At 60.0% G+C, this 26,222-nt stretch carries 21 protein-coding genes; 16 read left to right on the top strand and 5 right to left on the bottom strand.

The features are described from left to right. The first annotated feature begins 67 nt into the window (after positions 1 to 67). On the top strand, positions 68 to 1,549 hold the full coding sequence (gene rhlB / locus ACA065_RS05240; protein ID WP_497695304.1) for an ATP-dependent RNA helicase RhlB: 1,482 nt from the start codon (positions 68 to 70) through the stop codon (positions 1,547 to 1,549). 142 nt (positions 1,550 to 1,691) lie between these two features. Here the strand turns inward: rhlB and moaE are convergent, their stop codons facing one another. The 5 genes from moaE to ACA065_RS05215 form a co-directional block, all read right to left on the bottom strand. Beyond that, the gene (gene moaE, locus ACA065_RS05235) at positions 1,692 to 2,141 is read right to left on the bottom strand and encodes a molybdopterin synthase catalytic subunit MoaE (RefSeq protein ID WP_497693590.1); all 450 of its coding nucleotides are present in this window, start codon (positions 2,139 to 2,141) and stop codon (positions 1,692 to 1,694) included. Positions 2,142 to 2,143: 2 nt separating this feature from the next. Then, positions 2,144 to 2,386 carry a molybdopterin converting factor subunit 1 gene (moaD, locus tag ACA065_RS05230; RefSeq protein WP_497693589.1) on the bottom strand — a complete coding sequence of 81 codons (243 nt, stop codon included), beginning with the start codon at positions 2,384 to 2,386 and terminating at the stop codon, positions 2,144 to 2,146. Next, positions 2,383 to 2,856 carry a cyclic pyranopterin monophosphate synthase MoaC gene (gene moaC, locus ACA065_RS05225; protein WP_497693588.1) on the bottom strand — a complete coding sequence of 158 codons (474 nt, stop codon included), beginning with the start codon at positions 2,854 to 2,856 and terminating at the stop codon, positions 2,383 to 2,385. The genes moaD and moaC overlap by 4 nt, the downstream gene beginning before the upstream one ends. A 182-nt stretch (positions 2,857 to 3,038) precedes the next feature. Beyond that, positions 3,039 to 4,433 (bottom strand): PhoH family protein, encoded by a 1,395-nt coding sequence (locus ACA065_RS05220; RefSeq protein ID WP_012722339.1) that lies wholly within the window; start codon positions 4,431 to 4,433, stop codon positions 3,039 to 3,041. Positions 4,434 to 4,781: 348 nt separating this feature from the next. After that, positions 4,782 to 5,906, bottom strand: coding sequence for a polysaccharide deacetylase family protein (locus ACA065_RS05215; RefSeq protein WP_497693587.1), 1,125 nt, complete (start codon positions 5,904 to 5,906; stop codon positions 4,782 to 4,784). 851 nt (positions 5,907 to 6,757) lie between these two features. Here ACA065_RS05215 and yaaA point away from each other — a divergent pair. The 15 genes from yaaA to ACA065_RS05140 all read left to right on the top strand — a co-directional run bounded on the left by yaaA (position 6,758) and on the right by ACA065_RS05140 (position 26,219). Then, positions 6,758 to 7,537: a peroxide stress protein YaaA gene (yaaA, locus tag ACA065_RS05210; protein WP_497693586.1), complete on the top strand. Its 780-nt coding sequence runs from the start codon at positions 6,758 to 6,760 to the stop codon at positions 7,535 to 7,537. A gap of 900 nt (positions 7,538 to 8,437) precedes the next feature. Beyond that, complete coding sequence (locus tag ACA065_RS05205) at positions 8,438 to 9,754, top strand: nucleotide sugar dehydrogenase (RefSeq protein ID WP_497693585.1); 1,317 nt, start codon at positions 8,438 to 8,440, stop codon at positions 9,752 to 9,754. 83 nt (positions 9,755 to 9,837) lie between these two features. Then, positions 9,838 to 11,319, top strand: a complete 1,482-nt coding sequence (gene alg8, locus ACA065_RS05200) for a mannuronan synthase (RefSeq protein WP_242171464.1) — start codon at positions 9,838 to 9,840, stop codon at positions 11,317 to 11,319. Positions 11,320 to 11,355: 36 nt separating this feature from the next. Beyond that, on the top strand, positions 11,356 to 12,522 hold the full coding sequence (locus tag ACA065_RS05195) for a PilZ domain-containing protein (protein WP_497693584.1): 1,167 nt from the start codon (positions 11,356 to 11,358) through the stop codon (positions 12,520 to 12,522). Between the two features lie 86 nt (positions 12,523 to 12,608). Next, positions 12,609 to 14,036: an alginate biosynthesis TPR repeat lipoprotein AlgK gene (gene algK / locus ACA065_RS05190; protein WP_497693583.1), complete on the top strand. Its 1,428-nt coding sequence runs from the start codon at positions 12,609 to 12,611 to the stop codon at positions 14,034 to 14,036. Next, the gene (locus tag ACA065_RS05185) at positions 14,033 to 15,520 is read left to right on the top strand and encodes an alginate export family protein (RefSeq protein ID WP_497693582.1); all 1,488 of its coding nucleotides are present in this window, start codon (positions 14,033 to 14,035) and stop codon (positions 15,518 to 15,520) included. Before algK ends, ACA065_RS05185 begins: the two co-directional genes overlap by 4 nt. Next, entirely contained in the window at positions 15,520 to 17,109 is a 1,590-nt protein-coding gene (gene algG, locus ACA065_RS05180) for a mannuronan 5-epimerase AlgG (RefSeq protein WP_497693581.1), read from the top strand. The genes ACA065_RS05185 and algG overlap by 1 nt, the downstream gene beginning before the upstream one ends. An 11-nt stretch (positions 17,110 to 17,120) precedes the next feature. Continuing rightward, positions 17,121 to 18,569 carry an alginate O-acetyltransferase gene (locus ACA065_RS05175; RefSeq protein ID WP_497695303.1) on the top strand — a complete coding sequence of 483 codons (1,449 nt, stop codon included), beginning with the start codon at positions 17,121 to 17,123 and terminating at the stop codon, positions 18,567 to 18,569. Positions 18,570 to 18,577: 8 nt separating this feature from the next. Next, positions 18,578 to 19,687, top strand: a complete 1,110-nt coding sequence (locus tag ACA065_RS05170; protein ID WP_497693580.1) for a mannuronate-specific alginate lyase — start codon at positions 18,578 to 18,580, stop codon at positions 19,685 to 19,687. A gap of 192 nt (positions 19,688 to 19,879) precedes the next feature. Then, the gene (locus ACA065_RS05165; RefSeq protein WP_078827771.1) at positions 19,880 to 21,412 is read left to right on the top strand and encodes an MBOAT family O-acyltransferase; all 1,533 of its coding nucleotides are present in this window, start codon (positions 19,880 to 19,882) and stop codon (positions 21,410 to 21,412) included. Positions 21,413 to 21,423: 11 nt separating this feature from the next. Beyond that, positions 21,424 to 22,608, top strand: coding sequence for an alginate O-acetyltransferase (locus ACA065_RS05160; RefSeq protein ID WP_497693579.1), 1,185 nt, complete (start codon positions 21,424 to 21,426; stop codon positions 22,606 to 22,608). Between the two features lie 16 nt (positions 22,609 to 22,624). Beyond that, complete coding sequence (locus ACA065_RS05155; RefSeq protein WP_497693578.1) at positions 22,625 to 23,278, top strand: alginate O-acetyltransferase AlgF; 654 nt, start codon at positions 22,625 to 22,627, stop codon at positions 23,276 to 23,278. 149 nt (positions 23,279 to 23,427) lie between these two features. Further along, a complete protein-coding gene (locus ACA065_RS05150) occupies positions 23,428 to 24,879 on the top strand; it encodes a mannose-1-phosphate guanylyltransferase/mannose-6-phosphate isomerase (RefSeq protein WP_497693577.1) in 1,452 nt (483 codons plus the stop codon). 439 nt (positions 24,880 to 25,318) lie between these two features. Continuing rightward, positions 25,319 to 25,594 (top strand): DUF3077 domain-containing protein, encoded by a 276-nt coding sequence (locus ACA065_RS05145; RefSeq protein WP_497693576.1) that lies wholly within the window; start codon positions 25,319 to 25,321, stop codon positions 25,592 to 25,594. 160 nt (positions 25,595 to 25,754) lie between these two features. Continuing rightward, a complete protein-coding gene (locus ACA065_RS05140; protein ID WP_497693575.1) occupies positions 25,755 to 26,219 on the top strand; it encodes a multidrug transporter in 465 nt (154 codons plus the stop codon). The last annotated feature ends 3 nt before the right edge of the window (positions 26,220 to 26,222 follow it).

Here is a 26,222-nt window from a genome sequence, read left to right as displayed (position 1 = left end):
ACGCACTACGCCGCGCCCGATTCTTGCATTACACTGGCCGGCGTACATTCCTTAACCAATTAATGAGATCACCGTGCTCAAAGCACTTAAGAAGATGTTCGGCAAAAGCGAGGCTGAGCCACTCGCGCCTGTTCCCAGTGCTCCTGCCCCCCAGCCCGGCAACCGCAACGACGGTAAACAGCCCGAGCGGACCACACCTGTCGCCGCGCCGAAGAAACCAGCCGTGACACAGCCTGAACAGGCAAACCCTGCCGAGGCCGCGCCGGCTCCAGCTCCAGCTCCTGCGCCAAAAGCCCCTCGCCGCGAGCGCGCACCAAAACCGCCCGTGACACCCTGGAAACTCGAAGACTTCGCCGTCGAGCCCCTGGAAGGTAAAACCCGCTTCCACGATTTCAAACTGGCCCCGGAACTGATGCACGCCATCCAGGACCTGGGTTTCCCGTACTGCACACCGATTCAGGCGCAAGTGCTGGGCTTCACCCTGGCCGGCAAAGATGCCATCGGCCGCGCCCAGACCGGCACCGGCAAGACCGCCGCGTTCCTGATCTCGATCATCACCCAACTGCTGCAAACGCCGCCGCCCAAAGAGCGCTACATGGGTGAGCCGCGCGCACTGATCATCGCCCCGACGCGCGAATTGGTGGTGCAGATCGCCAAGGACGCCGCCGACCTGACCAAGTACACCGGCCTCAACGTCATGACGTTCGTGGGCGGCATGGATTTCGACAAGCAACTCAAGCACCTCGAAGCGCGTCACTGCGACATCCTGGTCGCCACCCCAGGCCGCCTGCTCGACTTCAACCAGCGCGGCGACGTGCACCTGGACATGGTCGAAGTGATGGTGCTGGACGAAGCCGACCGCATGCTCGACATGGGCTTCATCCCGCAAGTACGTCAGATCATTCGCCAGACCCCGCCGAAAAACGAGCGCCAGACCCAGCTGTTCTCCGCGACCTTCACCGAAGATGTGATGAACCTCGCCAAGCAGTGGACTACCGACCCGTCCATCGTCGAGATCGAAGCGCTGAACGTCGCCAGCGAAAACGTCGAACAGCACATCTACGCCGTGGCCGGTGCCGACAAGTACAAGCTGCTTTACAACCTGATCAACGACAACGGCTGGGAACGCGTGATGGTGTTCGCCAACCGCAAGGACGAAGTGCGTCGTATCGAAGAACGCCTGGTGCGTGATGGCGTCAACGCTGCGCAACTGTCCGGCGACGTGCCTCAACACAAGCGCATCAAGACGCTGGAAGGCTTTCGCGAAGGCAAGATTCGCGTGCTGGTGGCCACCGACGTGGCCGGGCGCGGGATTCACATCGACGGCATCAGCCACGTGATCAATTTCACCCTGCCGGAAGTACCCGACGACTACGTGCATCGCATCGGGCGTACCGGGCGTGCAGGCGCTGCGGGTGTTTCGATCAGTTTTGCCGGTGAAGATGACTCGTATCAGTTGCCGTCGATCGAGACGTTGCTGGGCCGCAAGATCAGCTGCGAAACGCCGCCGACGCACTTGCTGCGAGCGGTAGAACGCAAACGCCCTTAAAGGCTGAAATGCGGTTAAAAAATGTGGGAGCGGGCTTGCTCGCGAATGCGGTGTAACAGTCAGTACATCTTTAACTGACAGACCGCATTCGCGAGCAAGCCCGCTCCCACATTTGGATCTCCATACACCTTTAGTCAGGTGTTTACTTCCAGCGCTCGGCCGCCGCGTGATCGCTGCCCCGCCCTTCCACCCAGCGCGGGCCTTCAGGCGTGTTCTCTTTCTTCCAGAACGGCGCACGCGTCTTCAGGTAGTCCATCACAAACGCACAGGCATCGAACGCAGCCTGGCGATGCGCACTGGCTGCCGCAACAAAAACAATCGGCTCACCCGGCCCAAGCGCGCCGATGCGGTGCAGCACTTCCAGCTTGAGCAACGGCCAGCGCTGCTCGGCCTCCACCGCGATCTTGGCCAGGGCCTTTTCGGTCATGCCAGGGTAGTGTTCAAGGAACATCCCCGACACGTCACGGCCGTCATTGAAGTCGCGCACGTAGCCGACAAAACTCACCACCGCGCCCACGCCGACATTGGCCGCGTGCATGGCGTTGACCTCAGCGCCGGGGTCAAACGCCTCGGCCTGTACGCGAATGGCCACGGTCAGCCTCCGGTCACAGGCGGGAAAAATGCGACTTCATCGCCCGCTTGCACCGGTTCATCGAGGCCACACAGCTCCTCGTTGCGCGCGCACATCAGGCTGGTCTCGTTGAGCACTGCAAATTCCGGATCACTGGCCAGTGCCAGGCGCACCGCATCGACGGTAGCGAAATCGCCTTCCATCTCCAGCGAGTCAAAGCCCACCACTTCGGCGTAACGCGCAAAAAACAATACGTTGATGCTCATGCCTGGTCCGCCCTGAAATGCCCACTTTTACCGCCGAGTTTTTCCAGCAGGCGAATACTTTCGATGGTCATGCCACGGTCCACGGCCTTGCACATGTCGTAGAGGGTCAGTGCCGCGACGCTGGCGGCGGTCAGTGCCTCCATCTCCACGCCGGTCTGGCCGCTGAGTTTGCAGCGCGCCAGGATATGCACAGCGTCCACGCCGTCGGCGCTCAGCTCAACCTTTACACCGGTAAGCATCAGCGGGTGGCACAGCGGGATCAAATCACTGGTTTTTTTAGCCGCCTGGATCCCGGCAATGCGGGCCACGGCAAACACGTCGCCCTTGGGGTGGGCGCCGTCGACAATCATTTTCAGGGTCTCGGGCAGCATGCGCACCCGCGCTTCGGCCACGGCCTCACGGAACGTCACGGCTTTGTCGGTGACGTCGACCATATGGGCGCGACCTTGGGAATCGAGATGAGTCAGCACAGGGATACTCCTGATCAGGAGCAGCGATTGTAAACCCAACACACCTTAAATGTGGGCACTGGCTTGTGTGGGAGCTGGCTTGCCTGCGATTGCCTCACCGAGGTGTGCCTGACACACCACGGAGCCTGCATCGCGGGCAAGCCCGACTCCCACACAAACCAGCTCTCACAAAAAGCCAGCGTTTACAGGTGCGATTCGGCGTACTCGGCCAGAATCGAACGAGGCACCCCTTGCAGCGCGATGTGCACGCCGTTCGGGAAGTCTTTGAAGCGTTCCGTCAGGTAAGTCAGCCCGGAGCTGGTCGCGGACAGGTAAGGGGTGTCGATCTGTGCCAGGTTGCCCAGGCACACCACTTTGGAACCGGCGCCGGCACGGGTGATGATGGTTTTCATCTGGTGCGGCGTCAGGTTCTGGCATTCATCGATCAAAATCAGGCTTTGCTGGAAGCTGCGGCCTCGGATGTAGTTGAGGGATTTGAACTGCAACGGCACTTTGCTGAGGATGTAATCGACGCTGCCATGGGTGTTTTCGTCATCCATGTGCAAGGCTTCGAGGTTATCGGTGATCGCGCCCAGCCACGGCTCCATTTTTTCCGCTTCGGTGCCGGGCAGGAAGCCAATCTCCTGGTCCAGGCCTTGCACGCTGCGGGTGGCGATGATGCGGCGATAACGCTTGGTCACCATGGTCTGCTCGATGGCGGCAGCCAGGGCGAGGATGGTTTTCCCCGAGCCTGCGGCGCCGGTCAAGTTGACCAAATGGATATCCGGATCGAGCAGCGCATACAGCGCCAGGCTCTGGTAGATATCACGCGGTTTCAGGCCCCAGGCTTCCTGGTGCAACAGGGGTTCCTGATGCAGGTCGAGGATCAGCAGCTTGTCGACCTGGATCTCTTTGATCCAGCCAACAAAACCCTGTTCGTCGATGATGAATTCATTGATATGCACGGCCGGCAGGTTGTCGATCAGCTGGACCTGATGCCAGGTGCGGCCATGGTCCTGACGGGTTTCGACCTTGCTGACGAGGTCCCAGAAGGAGCCAGTCACGGTGTGATAACCCCGCGACAGCATCGACACGTCGTCGACCAACTGGTCGGTACTGTAGTCCTCGGCAGCGATCCCACACGCTCGTGCCTTGAGGCGCATATTGATGTCTTTGGTCACCAGCACCAGGCGCAGGTCCTTGTCACGCGCGTGCAGGTCGATCAATTGGTTGATGATTTTGTTGTCGTTCAGGTTTTCCGGCAGCAGGCTGTTGGGCTCGCTGCGCTTGCTCATCAGAATCGACAGCAAGCCCTTGGGCCCACTTTTACCACGCTGGATCGGCACGCCGACTTCAACGTCCTCAGGTGAAGCTTCACCCAGGGTCTTGTCGATCAGGCGGATGGCCTGGCGGCATTCAGCGGCAACGCTGTGGTGGCCGCTTTTGAGTTTGTCGAGCTCCTCAAGCACGATCATCGGGATGGCGACGTGGTGTTCTTCGAAATTAAGCAGTGCGTTTGGATCGTGGATCAATACGTTGGTATCAAGCACATAAAGGATTGGCTGGTCGGAAGAAGGGTTACGTCCATGATCATCCATACTCGGTCACCTTTGTGGGAGCCAGTCGACGCAATACCACAACAGTGCTGCGCCTCGATTCGACCACCGACTGCACCGCAGTGACGTCAAGTGCAGTGCCCACATGAGGAGTCTTGGAAGACGCCACCTGTGTTGCAGGTTTCGGCGATCTGACTTCGTAATACCGCAAAAACCATGACAGGAAAAAGCACTTTGACGCTTTTTTGAAGTTTATTTTTCAGGATGACGAATAGCACTAGCCGAGTGCCAGCTACCCCGTTAAAGTCGGAAGTCCGCCTGCATCGAAATGTTGCACAAAATCACCCCAAAAACGCCTCATCCCCAACAGGGCCGGGCATTTGCGCTTTTTCAGCGAAACGCCTCCCGGCAGTCCTGCCAACCCAGCCCACTTTGCGCCGTAGCCTGCAGCAAAATCGGCAACGCGACCCGTGCCTTGTCCTGAGTGTCGTGAAACACAATCACCCCTTTGCGCCACAGCAACATCAGTGTCAGCACCCGTTGCGCCGACTCGTCGGCCTTGAGTTTGCCCGGCTCGTCCTGGGAATCGATGCCCCATAACGCCACTTGTAACCCCTGAGACTGGAAGAAGCCCTGGCTGTCGGCGCGGCGCTGGCCGTACGGCGGGCGAAACAGCGGCACGTAGTTTTCCGGCATCAGGTTCTGCGCCAGTGACGCGCTGCGGGTGATCGAGCTTTGCCAGTCGACCCAATGGCTGTGGGAACGGTACTGCCAGCCCTGAGTGCCCACGCACTGGCCTTGGTACAAGGCCTGCACATCGGCAGCGGAACTGCGCTCAACGCGGGTTTGCAGGCTGCTGCCGAGGGCGAAGAAGGTGGCGTTCATCTTCTGCTTGCGCAGGTAGTCGGTGAGCCAGTCGGTATTGCCGCTGACTGGCGCGGGGCCGCCGTCGAAGGTCAGCAGGAACAGGCGGTCGTTGAATTCGTCGCCATTGCGTTCGTGGTCGCCGAAACGCAGCACTTCAGAGCTGATCTGAGGAAACAGCGCGGCTTTGCGCAGCAGTTCATCGAGGTAGCGTTCGTGGAAGTTATGGCTGGGACCGGCCCAGCCAATATAGAAGGAGTTGTCGCTGACCTGGAATTTGCCGGCTTGTTCGCGCAGGTCGTCCATGTTTTCGACCAGGTAGCAAAATGAGGCGTCTTCTTCGCAGCTTTGTTGGGCAAAGGTGTAGTTTGCCAGCAGGCGCTGCCAGAGCTGGCGGCGCAGGTCGTCGATGGCGGCCAGGTTGATGATCTTCAGGCCCAGGCGTTGTTTGAGTGCGGCTTCGTCCTGGGTTTCGCTGGTGATTAAGCTGTGGGCGAACATCAGGATTTCGGCGCGTGAGGCGACGTCGAACAGCGCCGGGCTGCTGAGTTTTTCGGGCCAGGTGGTGCGGTCCAGGCTGGCTACATCAACGGGGGCTGCGTTGGCGGTCAGGCATAACAGGCAAGCAGATAATAAAAGCGCGATTCGCACCTAGGGTCTCCCTCTCTAGAGTCGTCGGGCACTATAGCTGATCGCCTGCTTGGGGTTAGTGGGTTGGTGTGTATATCCGTTGCTGCGGTCACGGCTGGTATTGGTTCCGCCCTTACGGCGGGTCACTTTTGAAAAGAGCCCAAAAGTAACCAAAAGGCTCTTGCCCCACCACTCGGCACCTCGCTGTGGCTCGGTGTGCCCTCACGCAGGCTTTGGAGCGGGGGCCGCCGCGATGGGCCATCCTTGGCCCAGCGCGGCTAAACCGGCGTCCTGCCGGTTTACCCCCGCTCCAAAGCCTGCGTTCGGCCAGCGTGGTTGACGGGGCGCCTAAGATCAAAATCAAGATCAAAATCTACAGCACGGCGGCCTAGTAGCCGACCTGAGTGGTTAGATCAAAAGCAAGGCCGAGGCGGCCTGGCAGCCGACCTGTTTACTGAAGCTGTTCTCGGTCTAATTGTGGGAGCTGGCTTGCCTGCGAAGGCATCAACTGTGTCTCACTGATTTACCGAGGTGTCTGCATCGCAGGCAAGCCAGCTCCCACAGAAAAGCAGCTCTGCTTTTGCCCTGCTTTTGCCCTGCTTTTGACTCAACCACTCAGGTCGGCTATCAGGCCGCCGTGCTCTTGCTTTTGATCTTGATCTGACAGGCCCCGTTAACCACGATGGCCGAACGCAGGCTTGTTACTTTTGGGGCGTTTGCCAAAAGTGACCCGCGGTAAGAGCGGAACCATAGGCGGCCGTTACCTAAATAACGGATATACCCACAAAACCCACAGCTATCTATCACCATCATAGGTGGAGTCAAAGGCCCCAACCCCCTAGAATCCCCCCACGATTACAGGAGCCAACTTCATGCTGATGGTGATTTCCCCCGCCAAAACCCTCGATTTCGAGTCCAAGCCGGCAACCCCGCGCTTCACCCAGCCGCAATACCTCGACCACTCCCAGGAGTTGATCGAACAATTGCGTGAACTGAGCCCGGCGCAAATCAGCGACCTGATGCACGTCTCCGACAAAATCGGCGGCCTCAACGCCGCGCGCTTCGGCAGTTGGACACCCGCCTTTACCCCGGAGAACGCCAAGCAGGCCCTGCTGGCCTTCAAGGGCGACGTCTACACCGGCCTCAACGCCGAAACCTTCAGCGACGCCGATTTCAGCTACGCCCAGGACCACCTGCGCATGCTCTCGGGCCTGTATGGCCTGCTGCGCCCCCTGGACCTGATGATGCCGTACCGCCTCGAGATGGGCACCAAACTGCCCAACGCCCGCGGTAAAGACCTCTACGCCTTCTGGGGCACGCGCATCAGCGAGTGGCTCAACGAAGCACTCGCCGAGCAAGGCGATGACGTGCTGCTCAACCTGGCCTCCAACGAGTACTTCTCGGCGGTCAAGGGCACGGCGCTGAACGCGCGCATCATCAGCACCGAGTTCAAGGACCTGAAGAACGGCCAGTACAAGATCATCAGCTTCTACGCAAAAAAAGCGCGGGGCATGATGAGCCGTTTCGTGATCGAAGAGCGCATCAACGATCCGGCCAAGCTCAAGCAGTTTGATGTGCAGGGTTATCGCTTCAATGCGGAGCAGTCCAAGCCGGATAATTTGGTGTTCTTGCGCGATCACGCACCGGAATAAAGCTGCGCCGCCCTCACAGACGCTATAAACCGAATGTGGGAGCGGGCTTGCTCGCGAATGCGGTGGATCAGCCAGCACCTGTATTGACTGGCACACCGCTTTCGCGAGCAAGCCCGCTGCCACATTTTTGTGCGTATTCCAACCGCAAAATCGCCATTTATTTGGCGTCAAAAAACCCCATGACGCATTCCTAACGAATCTTTCACTCGACAGATCTGATTTTTTTTCGTAGTGGCACCACTTTTTTAAAAAGGTAGTGGCACAAAACTATCCCATCGCGCCAACTCCCTATAACTACTGGCCCATATAGCAAGTGCTATCAGTATAGTACCAGTGCCATCTTTTCTAATATTTCAAGAAATTTCAGGAAACAGGATGAGCGGGCAGGAACTTCGTCCTAAAGCACTGCTCATACCACCGGTAACGAAATTCTCTGTTGCTGTAAGAGATGACTTACATGACTGACCAACGGAAGTAGCAAAGTTGTCATATAAACTTTGACTGCGTGGTCATATTACCAACCGATTAGTTAAGAGCGGCGACAAGGATGCATTGCCACCCACTATAAGGCCAAGGCTCAGCTTCCTCTAATGGGTCAGTGAGACAACCCAAGGCATTGATATTTAAAGGCTTGCAGCCTCTATCAAAGTCCTGCGGCACTGGCGCCAGGCCCTTCTCCCAGGAAGGCCGGCTGCATTTCAGGGCAAGCCCCAATAACAAGGCCACGTTTCGCACAACTTGAGTGCAATAGTTAGTCACTCGTTATTTAACATGCCTTAACGCGGTGAGTCGGCGTCTATTCGCCCAACTTTCGTGGCATCAGTGACGCTTGCAAACATGAACTCCAGCCATCTAATTGGCATGATTAATATCGTCTTCAATGACAAAGAGGTAAATGCGATGCGCATCAGCATATTTGGTCTCGGTTACGTTGGCGCAGTCTGTGCCGGTTGCCTGTCTGCCCGTGGCCACGAAGTGGTCGGCGTAGACATCTCCAAGGAAAAGATTGACCTGATCAATGCGGGCAAATCGCCAATCGTTGAACCGGGTCTGGGTGAACTGTTGAGCCAGGGCATCGAGACCGGCCGACTGCGCGGCACCACCAACTTCGCCGAAGCGATTCGCGATACCGACCTGTCGATGATTTGCGTCGGCACGCCGAGCAAGAAAAACGGCGACCTGGAACTCGATTACATCGAAGCCGTGTGCCGCGAAATCGGTTTTGTCCTGCGTGACAAAGCCACTCGCCACACTGTCGTGGTGCGCAGCACCGTGTTGCCGGGCACCGTCGCCAATGTGGTGATCCCGATCCTCGAAGATTGCTCCGGCAAGAAAGCCGGCGTCGACTTCGGTGTTGCGGTCAACCCTGAGTTCCTGCGTGAATCCACCGCCATCGCCGACTACGACTTGCCACCGATGACCGTCATCGGCGAGTTCGACAAAGCCTCCGGCGATGTCCTGCAGTCGCTGTACGAAGAACTCGACGCACCGATCATCCGCAAGGACATCGCTGTCGCCGAAATGATCAAGTACACCTGCAACGTGTGGCACGCCACCAAGGTGACCTTCGCCAACGAGATCGGCAACATCGCCAAGGCCGTCGGCGTCGATGGTCGCGAAGTGATGGAAGTGGTTTGCCAGGACAAGACCCTCAACCTGTCCCAGTACTACATGCGCCCAGGCTTCGCGTTCGGCGGCTCGTGCCTGCCAAAAGACGTGCGTGCCCTGACCTACCGCGCCAGCTCCCTTGACGTGGAAGCGCCGCTGCTCAACTCGCTGATGCGCAGCAACGAGTCCCAGGTGCAGAACGCCTTCGACATCGTCTCCAGCCACGACAAGCGCAAAGTCGCCCTGTTGGGCTTGAGCTTCAAGGCCGGCACCGACGACCTGCGCGAAAGCCCATTGGTGGAACTCGCAGAAATGCTGATCGGCAAGGGCTTCGACCTGAGCATCTACGACAGCAACGTCGAATACGCCCGTGTCCACGGCGCCAACAAGGACTACATCGAGGGCAAGATTCCGCACGTGTCGTCCCTGCTCAACTCAGACTTCGACGATGTGATCAACAACTCCGACGTGATCATCCTCGGTAACCGCGACGAGAAGTTCCGTGCCCTGGCGCAGAACGCACCGCACGGCAAGCAAGTCATCGACCTGGTGGGCTTCATGTCCAAGGCTACCAGTACGACAGGCCGCACCGAAGGCATTTGCTGGTAACAGCAACGGCAAGTTTCAGACTGCAAGCGTACCCATCCCCAGCGCTTGCAGCCTGGAGCCTTCTTCACCTTCGGATGACGCTTATGTCCAAGTTAAAACACGTACTGCTCCAATCTGCCGGCTGGCTGTTCTTTTTGAGCCTGCTGATGGGACTCGCCCTGCTGTTACCGGCGAGTACGTTCGACTCCGAGTCGAAGAATTTTATTTTCCTGATTGGCGCTGTCGGTATCTGGCGCTATTCGATGGGTGCTACGCATTTCTTTCGCGGCATGCTGTTCCTGTACGTGGTCTACCCGCACCTGCGCCGTAAAGTGCGCAAGCTGGGCAAATCGGCGGACCCGTCCCATGTGTTCCTGATGGTCACCAGTTTTCGTATCGACGCGCTGACCACCGCACAGGTGTACAGCTCGGTGATCCGCGAAGCCATCGAATGCGGCTTCCCGACCACCGTGGTCTGCTCGCTGGTGGAAATGTCCGATGAGCTGCTGGTGAAAAGCTTGTGGGAACGCATGAACCCGCCGGAACACGTGAAGCTCGATTTCGTGCGCATCGCCGGCACCGGTAAGCGCGACGGCCTGGCGTTTGGTTTCCGCGCCATCTCCCGCCACCTGCCGGATGACCGTGCCGTGGTTGCAGTGATCGACGGCGACACCGTGCTCGCCGAAGGCGTAGTGCGCAAGACCGTGCCGTGGTTCCAGCTGTTCGGCAATGTCGGCGGCCTGACCACCAACGAGTTCTGCGAAGTGCGCGGAGGCTACATCATGAGCGAATGGCACAAGCTGCGCTTCGCCCAACGCCATATCAACATGTGCTCCATGGCCCTGTCCAAGCGCGTGCTGACCATGACCGGGCGCATGTCGGTATTCCGTGCCAGCGTGGTCACCGACCCGGGCTTTATCGCCGACGTGGAAAGCGACTCGCTGCAACACTGGCGCCTGGGCCGCTTCAAGTTCTTGACCGGCGATGACAAGTCCAGCTGGTTCAGCCTGATGCGCCTTGGCTACGACACCTTCTACGTGCCGGATGCCGCGATCAACACCGTGGAACACCCGCCGGAAAAGAGCTTTATCAAGGCCAGCCGCAAGCTGATGTTCCGCTGGTACGGCAACAACCTGCGCCAGAACTCCCGAGCCCTGGGCCTGGGTGTGCGCCGGCTCGGCCTGTTCACCAGCGTGGTGTTGTTCGACCAGCGTGTGTCGATGTGGACCTCACTGCTCGGCCTGACCGTGGCCTTCATCGCCACGTTCAAATACGGCGGCGCGTTCATCCTCGCGTACCTGCTGTGGATCGGCATCACTCGCCTGATTCTGACCCTGCTGCTGTCGTGCTCCGGCCACAAGATCGGCCCGGCTTACCCGGTGATTCTCTATTACAACCAGATCATGGGCGCGCTGGTGAAGATCTACGTGTTCTTCCGCCTTGATCAACAGTCCTGGACCCGCCAGGACACCAAACTGACCCGCGATTTGGCCAGCTTTCAACGTTGGTTCAACACCTGGTCGTCTCGGACCATGACCTTCTCCGCCGGCAGCATTTTCGTCGCCGTGTTGCTGATGATGGTCTGACCCTGCCAAGCCTGAATTAACTAGGAACTACACACCATGAATAGCCAAGTAAACGCCAACGTTGTCCACGAATCCGAAGCCCAGCGCCAACATGCCCGGGTGAAAATCCCGGCCAAGCTGCGCTTCTTCAACACCGACCGCACTCAGACCGAAGCACGGGTGATCGACCTGTCCGCCGGCGGCCTGGCGTTCACCGCCACCCAGCCGTTGACCGTCGGTGAAGTGCACAAAGGCCGCCTGCAATTTGTGATCGATAACCTCGGCCTGGCGATGGATGTGGAGCTGCAGATTCGCTCCTACGACCGCCAGACCGGCCGCACCGGTTGCCAGTTCCAGAACCTCGACGCCCAGGATATTTCCACCCTGCGCCACTTGATCACCTCGCACTTGTCCGGCGACATTGTGACCATGGGCGACGTGCTGGCGACCCTGCAACGTGACAACTTCACCAAGGCGCGCAAGGTCAAGGACGGCGGCAGCGGCATGACCGCGTTCGGCCGACTGCGCGCCGTGACCTTCAGCCTGGCGATCTTCCTGGTCGGCCTGGCGGCTTTCGGTTTCATCTTCAAATCCGTGTATGGCATGTACTTCGTCAGCCACGCCCAGGCGGGCCTTGTCAGTGTGCCTGGCATGAACGTGACCATGCCGCGCGACGGCACCGTGCAAAGCCTGCTCAAAGGTGACGCAATCGCTGCCAAAGGCGCGCCATTGGCGACCTTCAGCACCAGCATGCTCGATGTGCTCAAGGGCCACTTGGACGAAGACCAACTGCAACCGGCCAAGGTTGAAGAGCTGTTCGGCAAGCAAATGACCGGCACCCTGACCTCACCTTGCGATTGCGTGGTTGCCCAGCAACTGGTCGCCGACGGCCAGTACGCCAACAAGGGCGATGTGATCTTCCAACTGGTGCCACGCGGCAGCCTGGCCAACGTGGAAGCACGCTTCACCTATCGCCAGTTCGCCGACGTTCGCCCAGGTACACAGGTGAACTTCCAGATCGCCGACGAAGAACAGGTCCGCACCGGCACCATCGTCAGCAGCACCAGCCTGAACAGCGCCGACCTGTCCTCCGACATCCGCGTGCAGATCAAGCCGGATGCACCGCTGGACAGCACCTACGCAGGCCGCCCGGTAGAAGTGACCAGCGACCGTGGCCCGTCCCTGAACTGGCTGATCGATAAAGCCATGGCTCACGGTCTGTAAGCGAGGACATGCCTGTGACGACTCCTATTCCGAATACTCCACGATCCTTGTGGGAGCGGGCTTGCTCGCGAAGGGATCAGCGCGGTATGCCTGACGTACCGCGTCGCCTGCTTCGCGAGCAAGCCCGCTCCCACATTGGATCTCTGTGCACATTGGCATTGGCGATCTCCCTGGCCGGTTGCGTCGGTCTGCCCGACCAGCGCCTGGCCAACGAAGCCCTCAAGCGTGGCGACACGGTCACCGCCCAGCAAAATTACCAGCAGCTGGCGGACCTGGGTTACAGCGAGGCCCAAGTGGGCCTGGCCGATATCCAGGTGACCACCCGTGACCCCGAGCAAATCCGCCAGGCCGAAGCCACCTACCGCGCGGCCGCCGATACCTCGCCACGCGCCCAAGCCCGTCTGGGTCGTCTGTTGGTAGCCAAGCCCGGCGCCACCGAGGCCGAGCAGCACGAGGCCGAAGGCCTGCTGAAAAAAGCCTTTGCCAATGGCGAAGGCAACACCCTGATCCCCCTGGCGATGCTGTACCTGCAATACCCGCACAGTTTCCCCAACGTGAATGCCCAGCAGCAGATCAGCAAATGGCAAGCGGCGGGTTACCCGGAAGCAGGTCTGGCCCAGGTGCTGCTGTACCGCACCCAGGACACCTACGACCAGCACTTGGATGATGTGGAGCGCATCTGCAAAGCCGCGCTGAACACCACCGACATCTGCTACGTCGAGCTGGCCACGGTCTACCAGAAAAAAGCCGAGCCGGAAAAACAGGCCGAACTGCTCAAGCAAATGGAAGCAGGCGTAAGCCGTGGCACCGTCACCGCCCAGCGTGTTGATAGCGTTGCGCGTGTATTGGGCGATGCGACCCTGGGCAAAACCGACGAGAAAACCGCGCAAGCGCTGCTGGAAAAAATCGCCCCCGGCTACCCCGCTTCCTGGGTCAGCCTGGCGCAACTGCTCTACGACTTTCCGGAACTGGGTGACGTCGACCAGATGATGAAGTACCTGGACAACGGCCGCGCCGCCGACCAGCCGCGCGCCGAGCTGTTGCTGGGCAAGCTCTACTACGAAGGCAAGTGGGTGCCGGCAGACGCCAAGGCCGCCGAAGCGCATTTCGAAAAAGCCGTGGGCAAAGAAGTGGCCGCCGATTACTACCTCGGCCAGATCTACCGTCGCGGCTACCTGGGCAAGGTCTACTCGCAAAAAGCCCTCGACCACTTGCTGACCGCTGCGCGCAACGGCCAGAACAGCGCCGACTTCGCCATCGCCCAATTGTTTTCCCAAGGCAAGGGCACCAAGCCCGACCCATTGAACGCCTATGTCTTCAGCCAGTTGGCTAAAGCGCAGGACACGCCAGAGGCCAATGACTTGGCCACGCAGCTCGAAGCCCCGCTCACCCCAGAGCAACGCGCCGAAGGCCAACGCCTGGTGCAACAGGAGCTGGCCACGCGCGGCACCCTGGCCCAGAGCACGCTGCAACTGCACGCCCTGCAAGAAGAAGACGGCGAGGAATCCCTATGAAGCTCAACCCATTCGTCAAGGCCGGCATCGGCCTGACCTTCGCCTTGCTGTGGTCGTGCCCGACCCTGGCCGCGCTGACCGAAGCCAAGAACTTCGGCCTGGAAGTCAAAGCCACCGCGCAATCCGAAGATGACCGCGACCTCGGCACCCAGAAAGGCGGCGACGTCAACGGCATCGGCCTCGACCTGCGCCCGTGGGTCTACGGCGAAAGTGGCGCGTGGAGCGCCTACGCCATGGGCCAGGCGGTCGTGTCGAGCGACATCATCGAGACCGACACCCTGCAACAGTCGGCCGATGACGAAAATCAGCAAACCACCAACAACGACCGCAAGGCCAAGAAAAACTACCTGGCCATGCGCGAGTTCTGGGTCGGCTACAGCGGTTTCACGCCTTACCCGGGTGAGCTGCTCAAGCTGGGTCGCCAACGCCTGCGCAATGACGACGGCCAATGGCGCGACACCAATATCGAAGCGCTGAACTGGACCTTCGACACCACCCTGCTCAAGGCCAATGTCGGCGTTGCCGAACGCTTCAGCGAATACCGCACCGACCTCAAGGAACTGTCGCCCAAGGACAAAGACCGCCAGCACCTCTACGCCGACGCCGCCTACCAGTGGACGCCCGGCCAGTGGATCGGCCTGCGCGCTCACCACACCCATGACGACGGCAAACTCGACTACCCGGAACCGGGCGTGGCGACCGACTCGTTGGACAAGCGCGAAAACGGCGACCTGACCTGGCTCGGCATCGAAGCCAACAGCGACGCCTACAACTGGCGCAACACCAACACGGTCAACTACTGGGCCAGCGTCACCGGCATGAAAGGTGACCGCGACACGGTCAACGCCTTGAACGCCGACGGCACCCGCCCAACCGAAGCCAAGCGCAGCGATGACGTGAGTGGCTGGGCCACCGACTTGGGTATCCGCCTGCGTCTGGACCCACAATGGCAAGTGGGCGCGGCGTATTCGCGTGCGAGTGCCAACTACGAGCAGAACGGCCTGCAAAGCAACCGTTCGAACTGGACCGGCACCCAGTCGCGCGTGCACCGCTTCGGCGAAGCGTTTCGCGGCGAGATGAACAACATGCAGTCGATGAGCCTGTTCGGTTCCTGGCAGCTGCGTGAGGACTACGACGCCAGCCTGGTGTACCACAAGTTCTGGCGTGTCGACGGCAACAAACCGGTGGGCAGCAACGGCATCGATGCCGTGCAGAACAACACCGATGACGTGACCGGCGCGATCCTGTCCAGCACCTCCCTGCCGCTTGAAGACGGCAAGAAGGACCTGGGCCAGGAGATGGACCTGGTGGTCACCAAGTACTTCAAGAAAGGCCTGCTGCCGGCCGCGCTCAGCCAGTCGATCGACGAACCGTCGGCCCTGGTGCGCTTCCGTGCAGGCGTGTTCAAGCCGGGTGATGCCTATGGCAGCCAAGTCGACTCGTACATGCATCGCGCCTTTGTCGACGTGATCTGGAAATTCTGATGGGAGCCTGCGCGATGAACCCTCAAGCCCTCAAAGGCTCGGTCAGCCTGCTGGTCGCAGCCATGCTGCTGGCCAGCACTTCGGCCTTTGCCGACGGTGCGGCGGTGAAGGCGCCGACCATCGCCAAAGAACTGCAACAGGCCAAGACCTACACCATTTCCAGCCCGCCAACCGCGCCGCTGGAAATGGCCAAGCCTGCCCTGCCGGACCTATCGGGCTACACCGCCGCGGCGATTGAAAAAAAGATCGTCAGAAGCAAGCCGGGCAAAGTCAGCATCCGCCGCATGATGCAGGAAGACGCGCTCAAGGACTTTATCGGCGGCGACAACAAGATGGCCGAATGGGTGGTGCGCCAGCACGGTATTCCGCAGGCGATCTTTGTCGACGACGGCTACATGAACCTCAAGGACCTGCTCGGCAAAGTGCCCAAGCAGTACCTCAGCGAAACCTCGCCGGGTGTGTTTTTGGCCAAGCTGCCGATTGTGGTCGGGCGCAAGGGCATCCTGGAAATCGACAAAAAGACCCAGGAGCTGCGCTTGTCGCAACAAGCCGGCTCGTTCCTGATCAACGACGGCCAACTCTTTGTGCGTGACACCAAGATCACCGGCTGGAATGAAAAGGCCAATGGCCCGGCGCTGTTCCAGTCGCCCAAAGAATTCCGTCCGTTCCTGCTGGCCTGGGGCGGCACCGAGACCTACGTCGCCAACAGCAAGATGGCCAGCTTCGGCTACGCCAACAGTAAGTCGTACGGGGTGAGTATTTCCCAGTACACGCCGAACATGGCCAAGGTGCTCAAGCGCCCTGAACCGACCGGCTGGATCATCGATTCCGAGTTCTCGGACATGTGGTACGGCTTCTACTGCTACGAGACCACAGGCTTTGTGCTCAAGGGCAATACCTACAAGGACAACATCGTCTACGGCATTGACCCGCACGACCGTTCCCACGGCCTGATCATCGCCGACAACACCGTCTACGGCACCAAGAAGAAGCACGGCATCATCATTTCCCGTGAGGTGAACGACAGCTTCATCTTCAACAACCGTAGCTATGACAACAAGCTTTCAGGCCTGGTGATCGACCGTAACAGCGTGAACAACCTGATCGCCGACAACGAGATCTACCGCAACCACACCGACGGCATCACGCTCTATGAGAGCGGCGACAACCTGCTGTGGGGCAACAAAGTGATCGCCAACCGTCGTCACGGCATTCGCATCCGTAACAGCGTGAACATTCGCCTGTACGAGAACACCTCGATGGCCAACGGCCTGACCGGCGTGTACGGCCACATCAAGGATTTGACCGACACCGACCGCGACATCGCCCTCGACCCGTTCGACGCCAAGGTCTCGCTGATCGTGGTCGGCGGTGAACTGGCGGGTAACGGCAGCGGGCCGCTGTCCATCGACTCGCCATTGAGTGTCGAGCTGTATCGCGTGTCGATGCTGGCGCCGACCAAATCCAGCGGCATCAGCTTCAACGGCGTGCTGGGTGATCGGCAGGAAGAAATTCTCGACCTGCTGGTGCGCCAGCAGAAAGCCGTGCTGATCGACCCTGTCGAACGCCAGACCGAAATGCAGGACTGAGGATGACCCTTATGCACCCACACATGATCAAACTGTTGAGCCTCTCGGGTCTGACCCTCGGCCTGCTGGCGGCCAGCCAGGGCGTGCGCGCTGACGAAGTCAAGGCCCCCACGTTCACCGCCGAACCGTGCTGCAGCCTGTGCCCGGCTGCCCATGACGCGAAGAACTACACCACGCGTTACCAGCAGAACTTCACCACCCTGGTGCAAGCCCAGGGCGACTGGCTGTTCCGTACCCAGGAAGATTTGCGCACCGAATTCGACACCAGCCCCGCCGGCTACAAACGCATGCAACAACTGCACGATGCGTTCAAGGCCAAAGGCGTGGAACTGGTGGTGGTCTACCAGCCGACCCGTGGCCTGGTGAACCGCAACAAGCTCAACCCCGAAGAGAAAGCCAAGTTCGATTTCGACAAGGCACTGGGCAACTACAAGACCATGCTCGGCCGTTTCGCCAAGATGGGCTACGTGGTGCCGGACCTGTCGCCGCTGACCAACGAGCAACTGCCGGATGAACTGCCGGCCCACGACTTCTACTTCCGTGGCGACCAACACTGGACCCCGTACGGCGCCCAGCGCACGGCAAAAATCGTCGGTGCCAAAGTGCGTGCCATGCCGGAGTTTGCCGATATTCCCAAGCGCGAATTCGAAACCAAACGCTCCGGGCGCATGGGCAAAACCGGCACCTTGCACAACATGGCCGGGCAACTGTGCGGCACCAGCTACGCGATCCAATACATGGACCAGTTCACCACCGAGCCCAAGGGCGAAGCGGGCGACGGCGACCTGTTCAGCGATTCGGGCAACCCGCAGATCACCCTGGTGGGCACCAGCCACAGCGGCAAGAACTACAACTTCGCCGGCTTCCTCGAACAGGAAATCGGTGCCGACATCCTCAACGTCGCCTTCCCCGGCGGTGGCCTCGAAGGCTCGATGATCCAGTACCTGGGCAGCGATGAATTCCAGAAAACCCCGCCGAAAATTCTGATCTGGGAGTTCTCGCCGCTGTATCGCCTCGACCAAGAGACCATCTACCGCCAGATGATGTCGCTGCTCGACAACGGCTGCGAAGGCAAGACCGCGCAGATGAGCGCCAGCACGACATTGAAACCCGGCAAGAACGAATTGATGGTGAACAGTTCGAACAAAGACCTGCGTAACAGCAGTCACCAGGTCGATATCCGCTTCGCCGACCCGTCGGTGAAAACCCTGCAAGCCACCCTCTGGTACATGAACGGGCGCCACGAGGACATCAAGATCGAGAAACCCGAAACATCCGATACAGACGGGCGTTTCGCCTTTGAACTGCGCACCGATGAAGACTGGGCCTCGCAGAACTTGCTGGCCGTGGAAGTGCAGGGCCCTGAAGCGGGTGCTGCCGCGCAGAAAGTCGAAGCGAAAATTTGCACACGCAACGTATTCCCAAGCGGCGGTCAGCAGACCGCACAACTCGGGAAGTGAGGTTACTTATGCAAAAGTTATTGATTCCATCGTTACTGGGCTTGGCGATCTTCGCCGGCGCAGCCAACGCCGCCGCGCCACTGCGTCCGCCCCAGGGTTATTTCGCCCCGGTGGAAGCGTTCAAGACCGGCGACTTCAAGAATGACTGCGACGCCATGCCGGCGCCGTACACCGGCTCGCTGCAATTTCGCAGCAAGTACGAAGGCTCGGACAAAGCCCGTTCCACCTTGAATGTGCAATCCGAAAAAGCTTTTCGCGACAGCACCGCCGACATCACCAAGCTGGAAAAAGACACCAGCAAACGCGTGATGCAGTTTATGCGCGACGGCCGCCCGCAGCAGCTCGAATGCACGCTCAACTGGCTTACCAGCTGGGCCAAGGCGGATGCGTTGATGTCCAAGGACTTCAACCACACCGGCAAGTCCATGCGCAAATGGGCGCTGGGCAGCATGGCCTCGGCTTATGTGCGCCTGAAGTTTTCCGACTCGCACCCCTTGGCTAATCATCAGCAAGAGTCGCAGCTGATCGAAGCCTGGTTCAGCAAAATGGCCGATCAGGTCGTCAGCGATTGGGACAACCTGCCGCTGGAAAAAACCAACAACCACTCCTACTGGGCTGCCTGGTCAGTGATGGCCACCTCCGTCGCCGTCAACCGTCGCGACCTGTTTGATTGGGCGGTGAAGGAATACAAAGTCGGCGCCAACCAGGTCGATGACCAGGGCTTTTTGCCGAATGAGTTGAAGCGCCAGCAACGGGCTTTGTCGTACCACAACTACGCATTGCCGCCGCTGTCGATGATCGCCAGCTTTGCCTTGGTCAACGGCGTGGATTTGCGCCAGGAAAACAACGGCGCGTTGAAACGCCTGGGCGACAAAGTGCTGGCCGGGGTCAAAGACCCGCAGATCTTCGAGAAGAAGAACGGCAAAGAGCAAGACATGAAGGACCTCAAGGAGGACATGAAATTTGCCTGGCTTGAGCCCTTCTGCACTCTCTACACCTGTGCGCCGGATGTGATCGAGCGCAAGCATGGCATGCAGCCGTTCAAGACTTTCCGGCTCGGCGGTGACCTGACCAAGGTCTTCGACCCGACGCATGAAAAAGGCAACAAAGGCAGCTAGCCGCTGATCGTTCCCACGCTCCGCGTGGGAATGCAGCACGGGACGCTCTGCGTCCCAAAGCGTGACGCAAAGCGTCACAAGAGGCATTCCCACGCAGAGCGTGGGAACGATCACAGCCCTCCCCCGAAATCGTGGGGGGGTTTGGGGGGGGGCTCTGGCCCTTGACTGTTGGTTAAACATGGAGAGATCGGGATGGTTTTCTCGTCCAATGTGTTCCTGTTTCTGTTCTTGCCGATCTTCCTCGGCTTGTACTATTTGAGCGGGCAACGCTATCGCAACCTGCTGCTGCTGATTGCCAGCTATGTGTTCTACGCCTGGTGGCGAGTGGACTTCCTGGCGCTGTTCGCCGCCGTGACGCTGTGGAATTACTGGATCGGCCTCAAGGTCGGTGCAGCCGGCGTGCGCACCAAGCCGGCCCAGCGCTGGCTGCTGCTCGGCGTGGCAGTCGACCTGTGCATCCTCGGCTACTTCAAGTACGCCAACTTCGGCGTCGACAGCATCAACGTGATGATGAAGTCGGCGGGCCTGGAGCCGTTCATTCTCACCCACGTGCTGTTGCCGATCGGGATCTCGTTCTACATCTTCGAGTCCATCAGCTACATCATCGACGTGTACCGCGGCGACACCCCGGCCACCCGCAACCTCATCGACTTTGCGGCGTTCGTGGCGATCTTCCCGCACTTGATTGCCGGCCCCGTGTTGCGCTTTCGCGACCTGGCCGACCAGTTCAACAACCGCACGCACACCCTCGACAAATTCTCCGAGGGCTGCACGCGGTTCATGCAGGGTTTCATCAAGAAGGTGTTCATCGCCGACACCCTGGCGGTGGTGGCCGACCATTGCTTTGCCCTGCAAAACCCCACCACCGGCGATGCCTGGCTCGGCGCGCTGGCCTACACCGCGCAGCTGTACTTCGACTTCTCCGGCTACAGCGACATGGCTATCGGTTTGGGCTTGATGATGGGTTTCCGCTTCATGGAAAACTTCAAACAGCCGTACATCAGCCAGTCGATCACCGAGTTCTGGCGCCGCTGGCACATCAGCCTGTCGACCTGGCTGCGTGACTACCTGTACATCACCTTGGGCGGCAACCGTAAAGGCACGCTGACCACCTACCGCAACCTGTTCCTGACCATGCTGCTCGGTGGCCTGTGGCACGGTGCGAACATCACCTACATCGTGTGGGGTGCCTGGCACGGCATGTGGCTGGCGATTGAAAAAGCCATCGGCCTGAACACCGCGCCGCGCAGTTTCAACGTAGTGCGCTGGGCCTTCACCTTCCTGCTGGTGGTGATGGGCTGGGTGATCTTCCGCTCAGAGAACCTGCACGTCGCCGGCCGTATGTACGGCGCGATGTTCAGCTTTGGCGAGTGGTCACTGTCGGAACTCAACCGCGCCAACCTCACCGGCCTGCAAGTGGCAACCCTGGTGGTGGCGTACGCAACCCTGGCGTTCTTCGGCCTGCGCGACTTCTACACCAACCGCCCTGCCGAGAAAGCCAAGCCGGCCGACCCGAGCCTGATCAAGGCCGTGCCGGGCGACAACCCAGGCAGCATCCACCAGCCAGGTTTCACCGTCGGCCAGGACGCCGCCGTACAACCGGCCTACTGGACCGCTGACTGGCCACGCTACGCGATGCGCGCTGCGGTGCTGCTGCTGTTTGTGGCGTCGATTCTCAAACTGTCGGCGCAGAGTTTCTCGCCGTTCCTTTACTTCCAATTCTGAGGGAGCCGACCATGACCCGTTCATTCCGCGTCCTCTATATCGCGCTGTTCCTACTGGTGCTGCTGGCCCTGGGCGCCTGGTCGATGCGCAGCTTCTTCGGTTTCAGCACCAATGCCGACGCGACGGTGCTCAACGGCCGCTGGACCAAGGCCGTCGAGACCCACTACGACGACCAGTTCCCGATCAAGCGCATCGGCACCAACCTGTGGGCTGCGCTGGACTACAAGCTGTTCAACGAAGGCCGCCCTGGCGTGGTGCTGGGCCGCGATCACTGGCTGTACAGCGACGAGGAATTCAACCCCGCCGTCAATGAAGACCAGAACCTTGAAGGCAACTACGCGCTGGTCGAAGGCGTACGCCAGAAACTCAAGGCCCAGGGCATTCAGTTGGTGATGGCGATTGTGCCGGCCAAGGTGCGCTTGTACCCGGAACACCTGGGCGAAGTGAAACCAGCCAGCATCCACGCCAACCTGTACCAGGACTTCCACGCCCGTGTCGCGGCCGACAAGATCATTGCCCCAGACCTGCTTGGCCCGCTGCAACAGGCCAAGCTGGGCGGCCAGCAAGTGTTCCTACGCACCGACACCCACTGGACCCCGGACGGTGCCGAAGTGGCCGCCAAGCAATTGGCCAAGGTGATTAGCGAAAAGACCCCGCTCAGCGGCGAGCCGCAGCGCTTTGTCACCGAAGCCGAGGCAACCTCCCCGCACAAAGGCGACCTGCGTCTGTTCCTGCCGCTGGACCCGCTGTTTGAAAACCTGATGCCGCCTAAAGAGCCGCTGCAAAAACGCGTCACGCACCTGGCTGAAAACAAAGGCGACGACGCCTTGTTCAGCAACAGCGAAACCCCAGTGGCGCTGGTCGGCACCAGCTACAGCGCCAACCCCAACTGGAACTTTGTCGGCGCGCTCAAGCAAGCCTTGCACAGCGACGTCATCAACTACTCCGAAGACGGCCACGGCCCGATTCTGCCGATGCTCAGCTACCTGAAAAGCGACGACTTCAAGAACAGCCCGCCACAAGTGCTGATCTGGGAGTTTCCTGAACGTTATCTGCCCGTCAACAACGAAATCGGTGACGCCGACCCGCAGTGGGTTGCGCAGCTTAAACAAGCCGGTTCGCGCCAACAGAACATGGCACTGAACACCCCAGTTAAACACCAAAAATCCGAGACGCCCGACCGGGCGCAAAACTGAAAGAGAGGTAACTCACATGACTTTCACTACTACTCCGCGTCGTCTCGCTAAGACTCTGGCCCTGGCTGCCGGTATGAGCTTGGTATCCCTGTCCGCCTTCGCCGGTGACGCGGCCTTGTACGGCCCTGTCGCACCGAAAGGCTCAAGCTTCGTGCGTGTCTACAACGCATCCAACCAGGAAGTCAGCGCCACCGTCGGCGCCACCAACCTCAGCGAAGTCGCCCCGCTGGCCAGCAGTGACTTCAGCTTCATGCCCGGTGGTGACTACAGCGCCAAGGTCGGCAGCCAGACCGTGCCGGTCAAGCTCGCCGCCGATCACTACTACACCCTGGTTAACAGCGGCAGCGGCCAGCCACAACTGATCGAAGAACCGCCGTTCAAGAACAAGCAGAAATCCCTGGTGCGCGTGCAGAACCTCAGCGACAAGGCCCTGACGTTGAAGACTGCCGACGGCAAGACCGACGTGGTCAAGTCGGTGGCGGCCAAAGGCCGTGGCGAGCGCGAAATCAACCCGGTGAAGGTGAGCCTGGCGTTGTATGACGGTGACAAGAAAGTCGGCGATGTGAAGCCGGTGGCGTTGGAACGTGGTGAAGCAGCGGTGCTGTACGTGACCGGTTCCGGTTCGAGCATTTCGCCAGTGTGGGTGAAACGCCCCGTGTCGACCCGCTGATTAGCTTTTGAAATTGACGCTTCCCCTGTAGGAGCCGGGCTTGCCCGCGATGCTGACGACTCGGTCTGTCAGTGACACCGAGCTGATGCCTTCGCGAGCAAGCCCGCTCCCACAGGCTCTGACCCAAATCGATTCAAGGAGAAACCCCCATGATCCCAGTAATCCTTTCCGGTGGTAGCGGCTCACGTCTTTGGCCGCTTTCCCGTAAACAGTTCCCGAAACAATTCCTGGCCCTGACCGGTGAGCACACGCTGTTCCAGCAAACTCTGGAGCGCCTGGTGTTCGAAGGCATGGACTCGCCGATTGTGGTCTGCAACAAAGACCACCGCTTCATCGTCAACGAGCAACTGAGCACGCGTAAACTCGAATGCCAGCGCATCCTGATGGAACCGTTCGGGCGCAACACCGCACCGGCCGTGGCCTTGACCGCGATGATGCTGGTCAATGAAGGCCGCGACGAGCTGATGCTGGTGCTGCCGGCCGACCACGTGATCGACGATCAGAAAGCCCTGCAACGCGCCCTGGCCCTGGCCACCGTGGCCGCCGAGCGTGGCGAGATGGTGCTGTTCGGCGTACCGGCGACCCGTCCGGAAACCGGTTATGGCTACATCAAGTCCACCAACGATTCGCTGCTGCCAGAAGGCGTGAGCCGTGTGCAGCAGTTCGTGGAAAAACCGGATGAAAAGCGCGCCGTCGAGTTCGTCAAAAGCGGCGGTTACTTCTGGAACAGCGGCATGTTCCTGTTCCGCGCCAGCCGCTTCCTTGAAGAGTTGAAAAAGCATGACCCGGACATCTACGACACCTGCGTGCTGACCCTGGAACGCAGCGAGCAGACGCCTGACACCATAACCTTCGACGACGCCACTTTCGCCTGCTGCCCGGACAATTCCATCGACTACGCCGTGATGGAAAAAACCCAGCGCGCCTGTGTGGTGCCGCTGAGTGCCGGCTGGAGCGACGTAGGTTGCTGGGCCTCGCTGTGGGCGGTCAACGACAAAGACGCCAACGGTAACGTCAGCAAAGGCGACGTGGTGATCCAGGACAGCCGCAACTGCATGATCCACGGCAACGGCAAGCTGGTCTCGGTGATCGGCCTGGACAATATCGTGGTGGTGGAAACCAAGGACGCGATGATGATTGCCCACAAGGACAAGGTCCAGGGCGTCAAGCAGATGGTCAGCACCCTCAACGACCAGGGCCGCAGCGAAACCCAGAACCACTGCGAAGTCTATCGCCCGTGGGGCTCCTACGACTCGGTGGACATGGGCGGGCGTTTCCAGGTCAAGCACATCTCGGTAAAACCGGGCGCGTGCCTGTCGCTGCAAATGCACCACCACCGCGCCGAGCACTGGATCGTGGTCAGCGGCACCGCTGAAGTCACCTGTGACGAAAACGTGTTCCTGCTCTGCGAGAACCAATCCACCTACATCCCGATCGCCTCGGTGCACCGCCTGCGCAACCCGGGCAAGATCCCGTTGGAGATCATCGAAGTGCAATCGGGCAGCTACCTGGGCGAAGACGATATCGAGCGGTTCGAAGATATCTACGGGCGCTCCACGCCGGTTGAACGTGGCGTGTCGGTGAAAACTATCGCGCAGTAAAACAGTCGTAAAAAGAAGCCCTCACCCAGCCCATTGCGTCCCCTATCCGCAGTGGGTTGGGTGGGGGCTTTTTTGATCGTTCCCACGCTCTGCGTGGGAATGCTGCCTGGGACGCTCCCGCGTCCCGCCATCCGCGCACGGGTGACGCAGAGCGTCACGGGATGCATGCCCACGCAGAGCGTGGGAACGATCAGGGTGCAACCGCCAGCATTGACCCACCTTCTCTTCCTGCCTATCCTCGCGCCTGTCACGACTCATTCGTGATGAGGTTTGACGGCCTCGGACACTCATAGGACCAAGCACAGCGTTATGGCGACTGTGCGTGGGGCGCTTTCGAGCGCGCCGGGTTCCTATGACCGGTCCGTCAACCTGCGTACAGTTGCCACCCATTCGTTTGACGGCGAAGCGTGGCAGCTCCGATTTTCATAGGAGATCCACCATGTCCAAACAAACCACCCGCCCCATCCCCTTCGGCCCCAGCGACCGCAGTGAAGCACCTCTGTTTTGCGTACAACCCGGCATTCCCATCGAACATGCGCTGGAACATGCCAGCTATGTTTTGGGCACCGCGCGCGTGCTCACCTTGGCCGCTCAAGACCTGTGCACAGAACACCAGAGCTACCTGAACTGGGCCAGCCTGCAATTGGCCGAAACCGGTTTGGCATTGGTTGAGGCTTCCATCGAAGGCTTGCAGGCGGATTCTTCCGCCCAGTAAGTAAGTCTCGCAGGCAAGCCAGCTCCCACAGGGGAATGCAGTCCAACTGTGGGAGCGGGCTTGCTCGCGAAGGCGTCAGCCCGGCCAACACACCTCTCAAGTTAGCCAATCGCACCTACGCTTAAGTTAGGATGCTCGTTCCCTATTCGAGGTGGTCTCCATGTTCTTCGGCGTTCTACTGATCATCACCTGGCTGATCCTGCTGCTGCGCTACCCCGCCAAGGCGTTGCCGGTGTCCCTTGCCGCTGCCGTCGGCCTGGGTTGCGTGGCGATCTGGGTGGTGTGGCTGGACAGCCGCGAAGCCTCGCAACTGTCGCGCCTGGAACTGCGCATCAGCTATGCACCACAGGAATGCCCCGCCGACCGCCCGTTGAAACTGATCCTGAGCAATGGCAACGACGTGCCCCTCACCGAACTGCGCTGGCGGCTCGCCGCCTATGCGCCGGGCGACACGGTGAACCTGGCCGACAACGTCTATGCTGCCCCACGCTATCGCGGCCCCGGCGAACTACAGGCGGGCGCCACCTGGGACGATTGCCTGCCCACACCCCCGCTGCGCCCCGGCTACCGCCCGCAAACTCTGGAATTTCGCGCCGAGCACCTGCAAGGCAGTTTCTCGGACTGACAA

Source organism: Pseudomonas sp. LBUM1640, from assembly GCF_059716225.1.
Note: the sequence above shows the minus strand (reverse complement) of the source record. Positions and strands in the feature narration are given on the sequence as shown.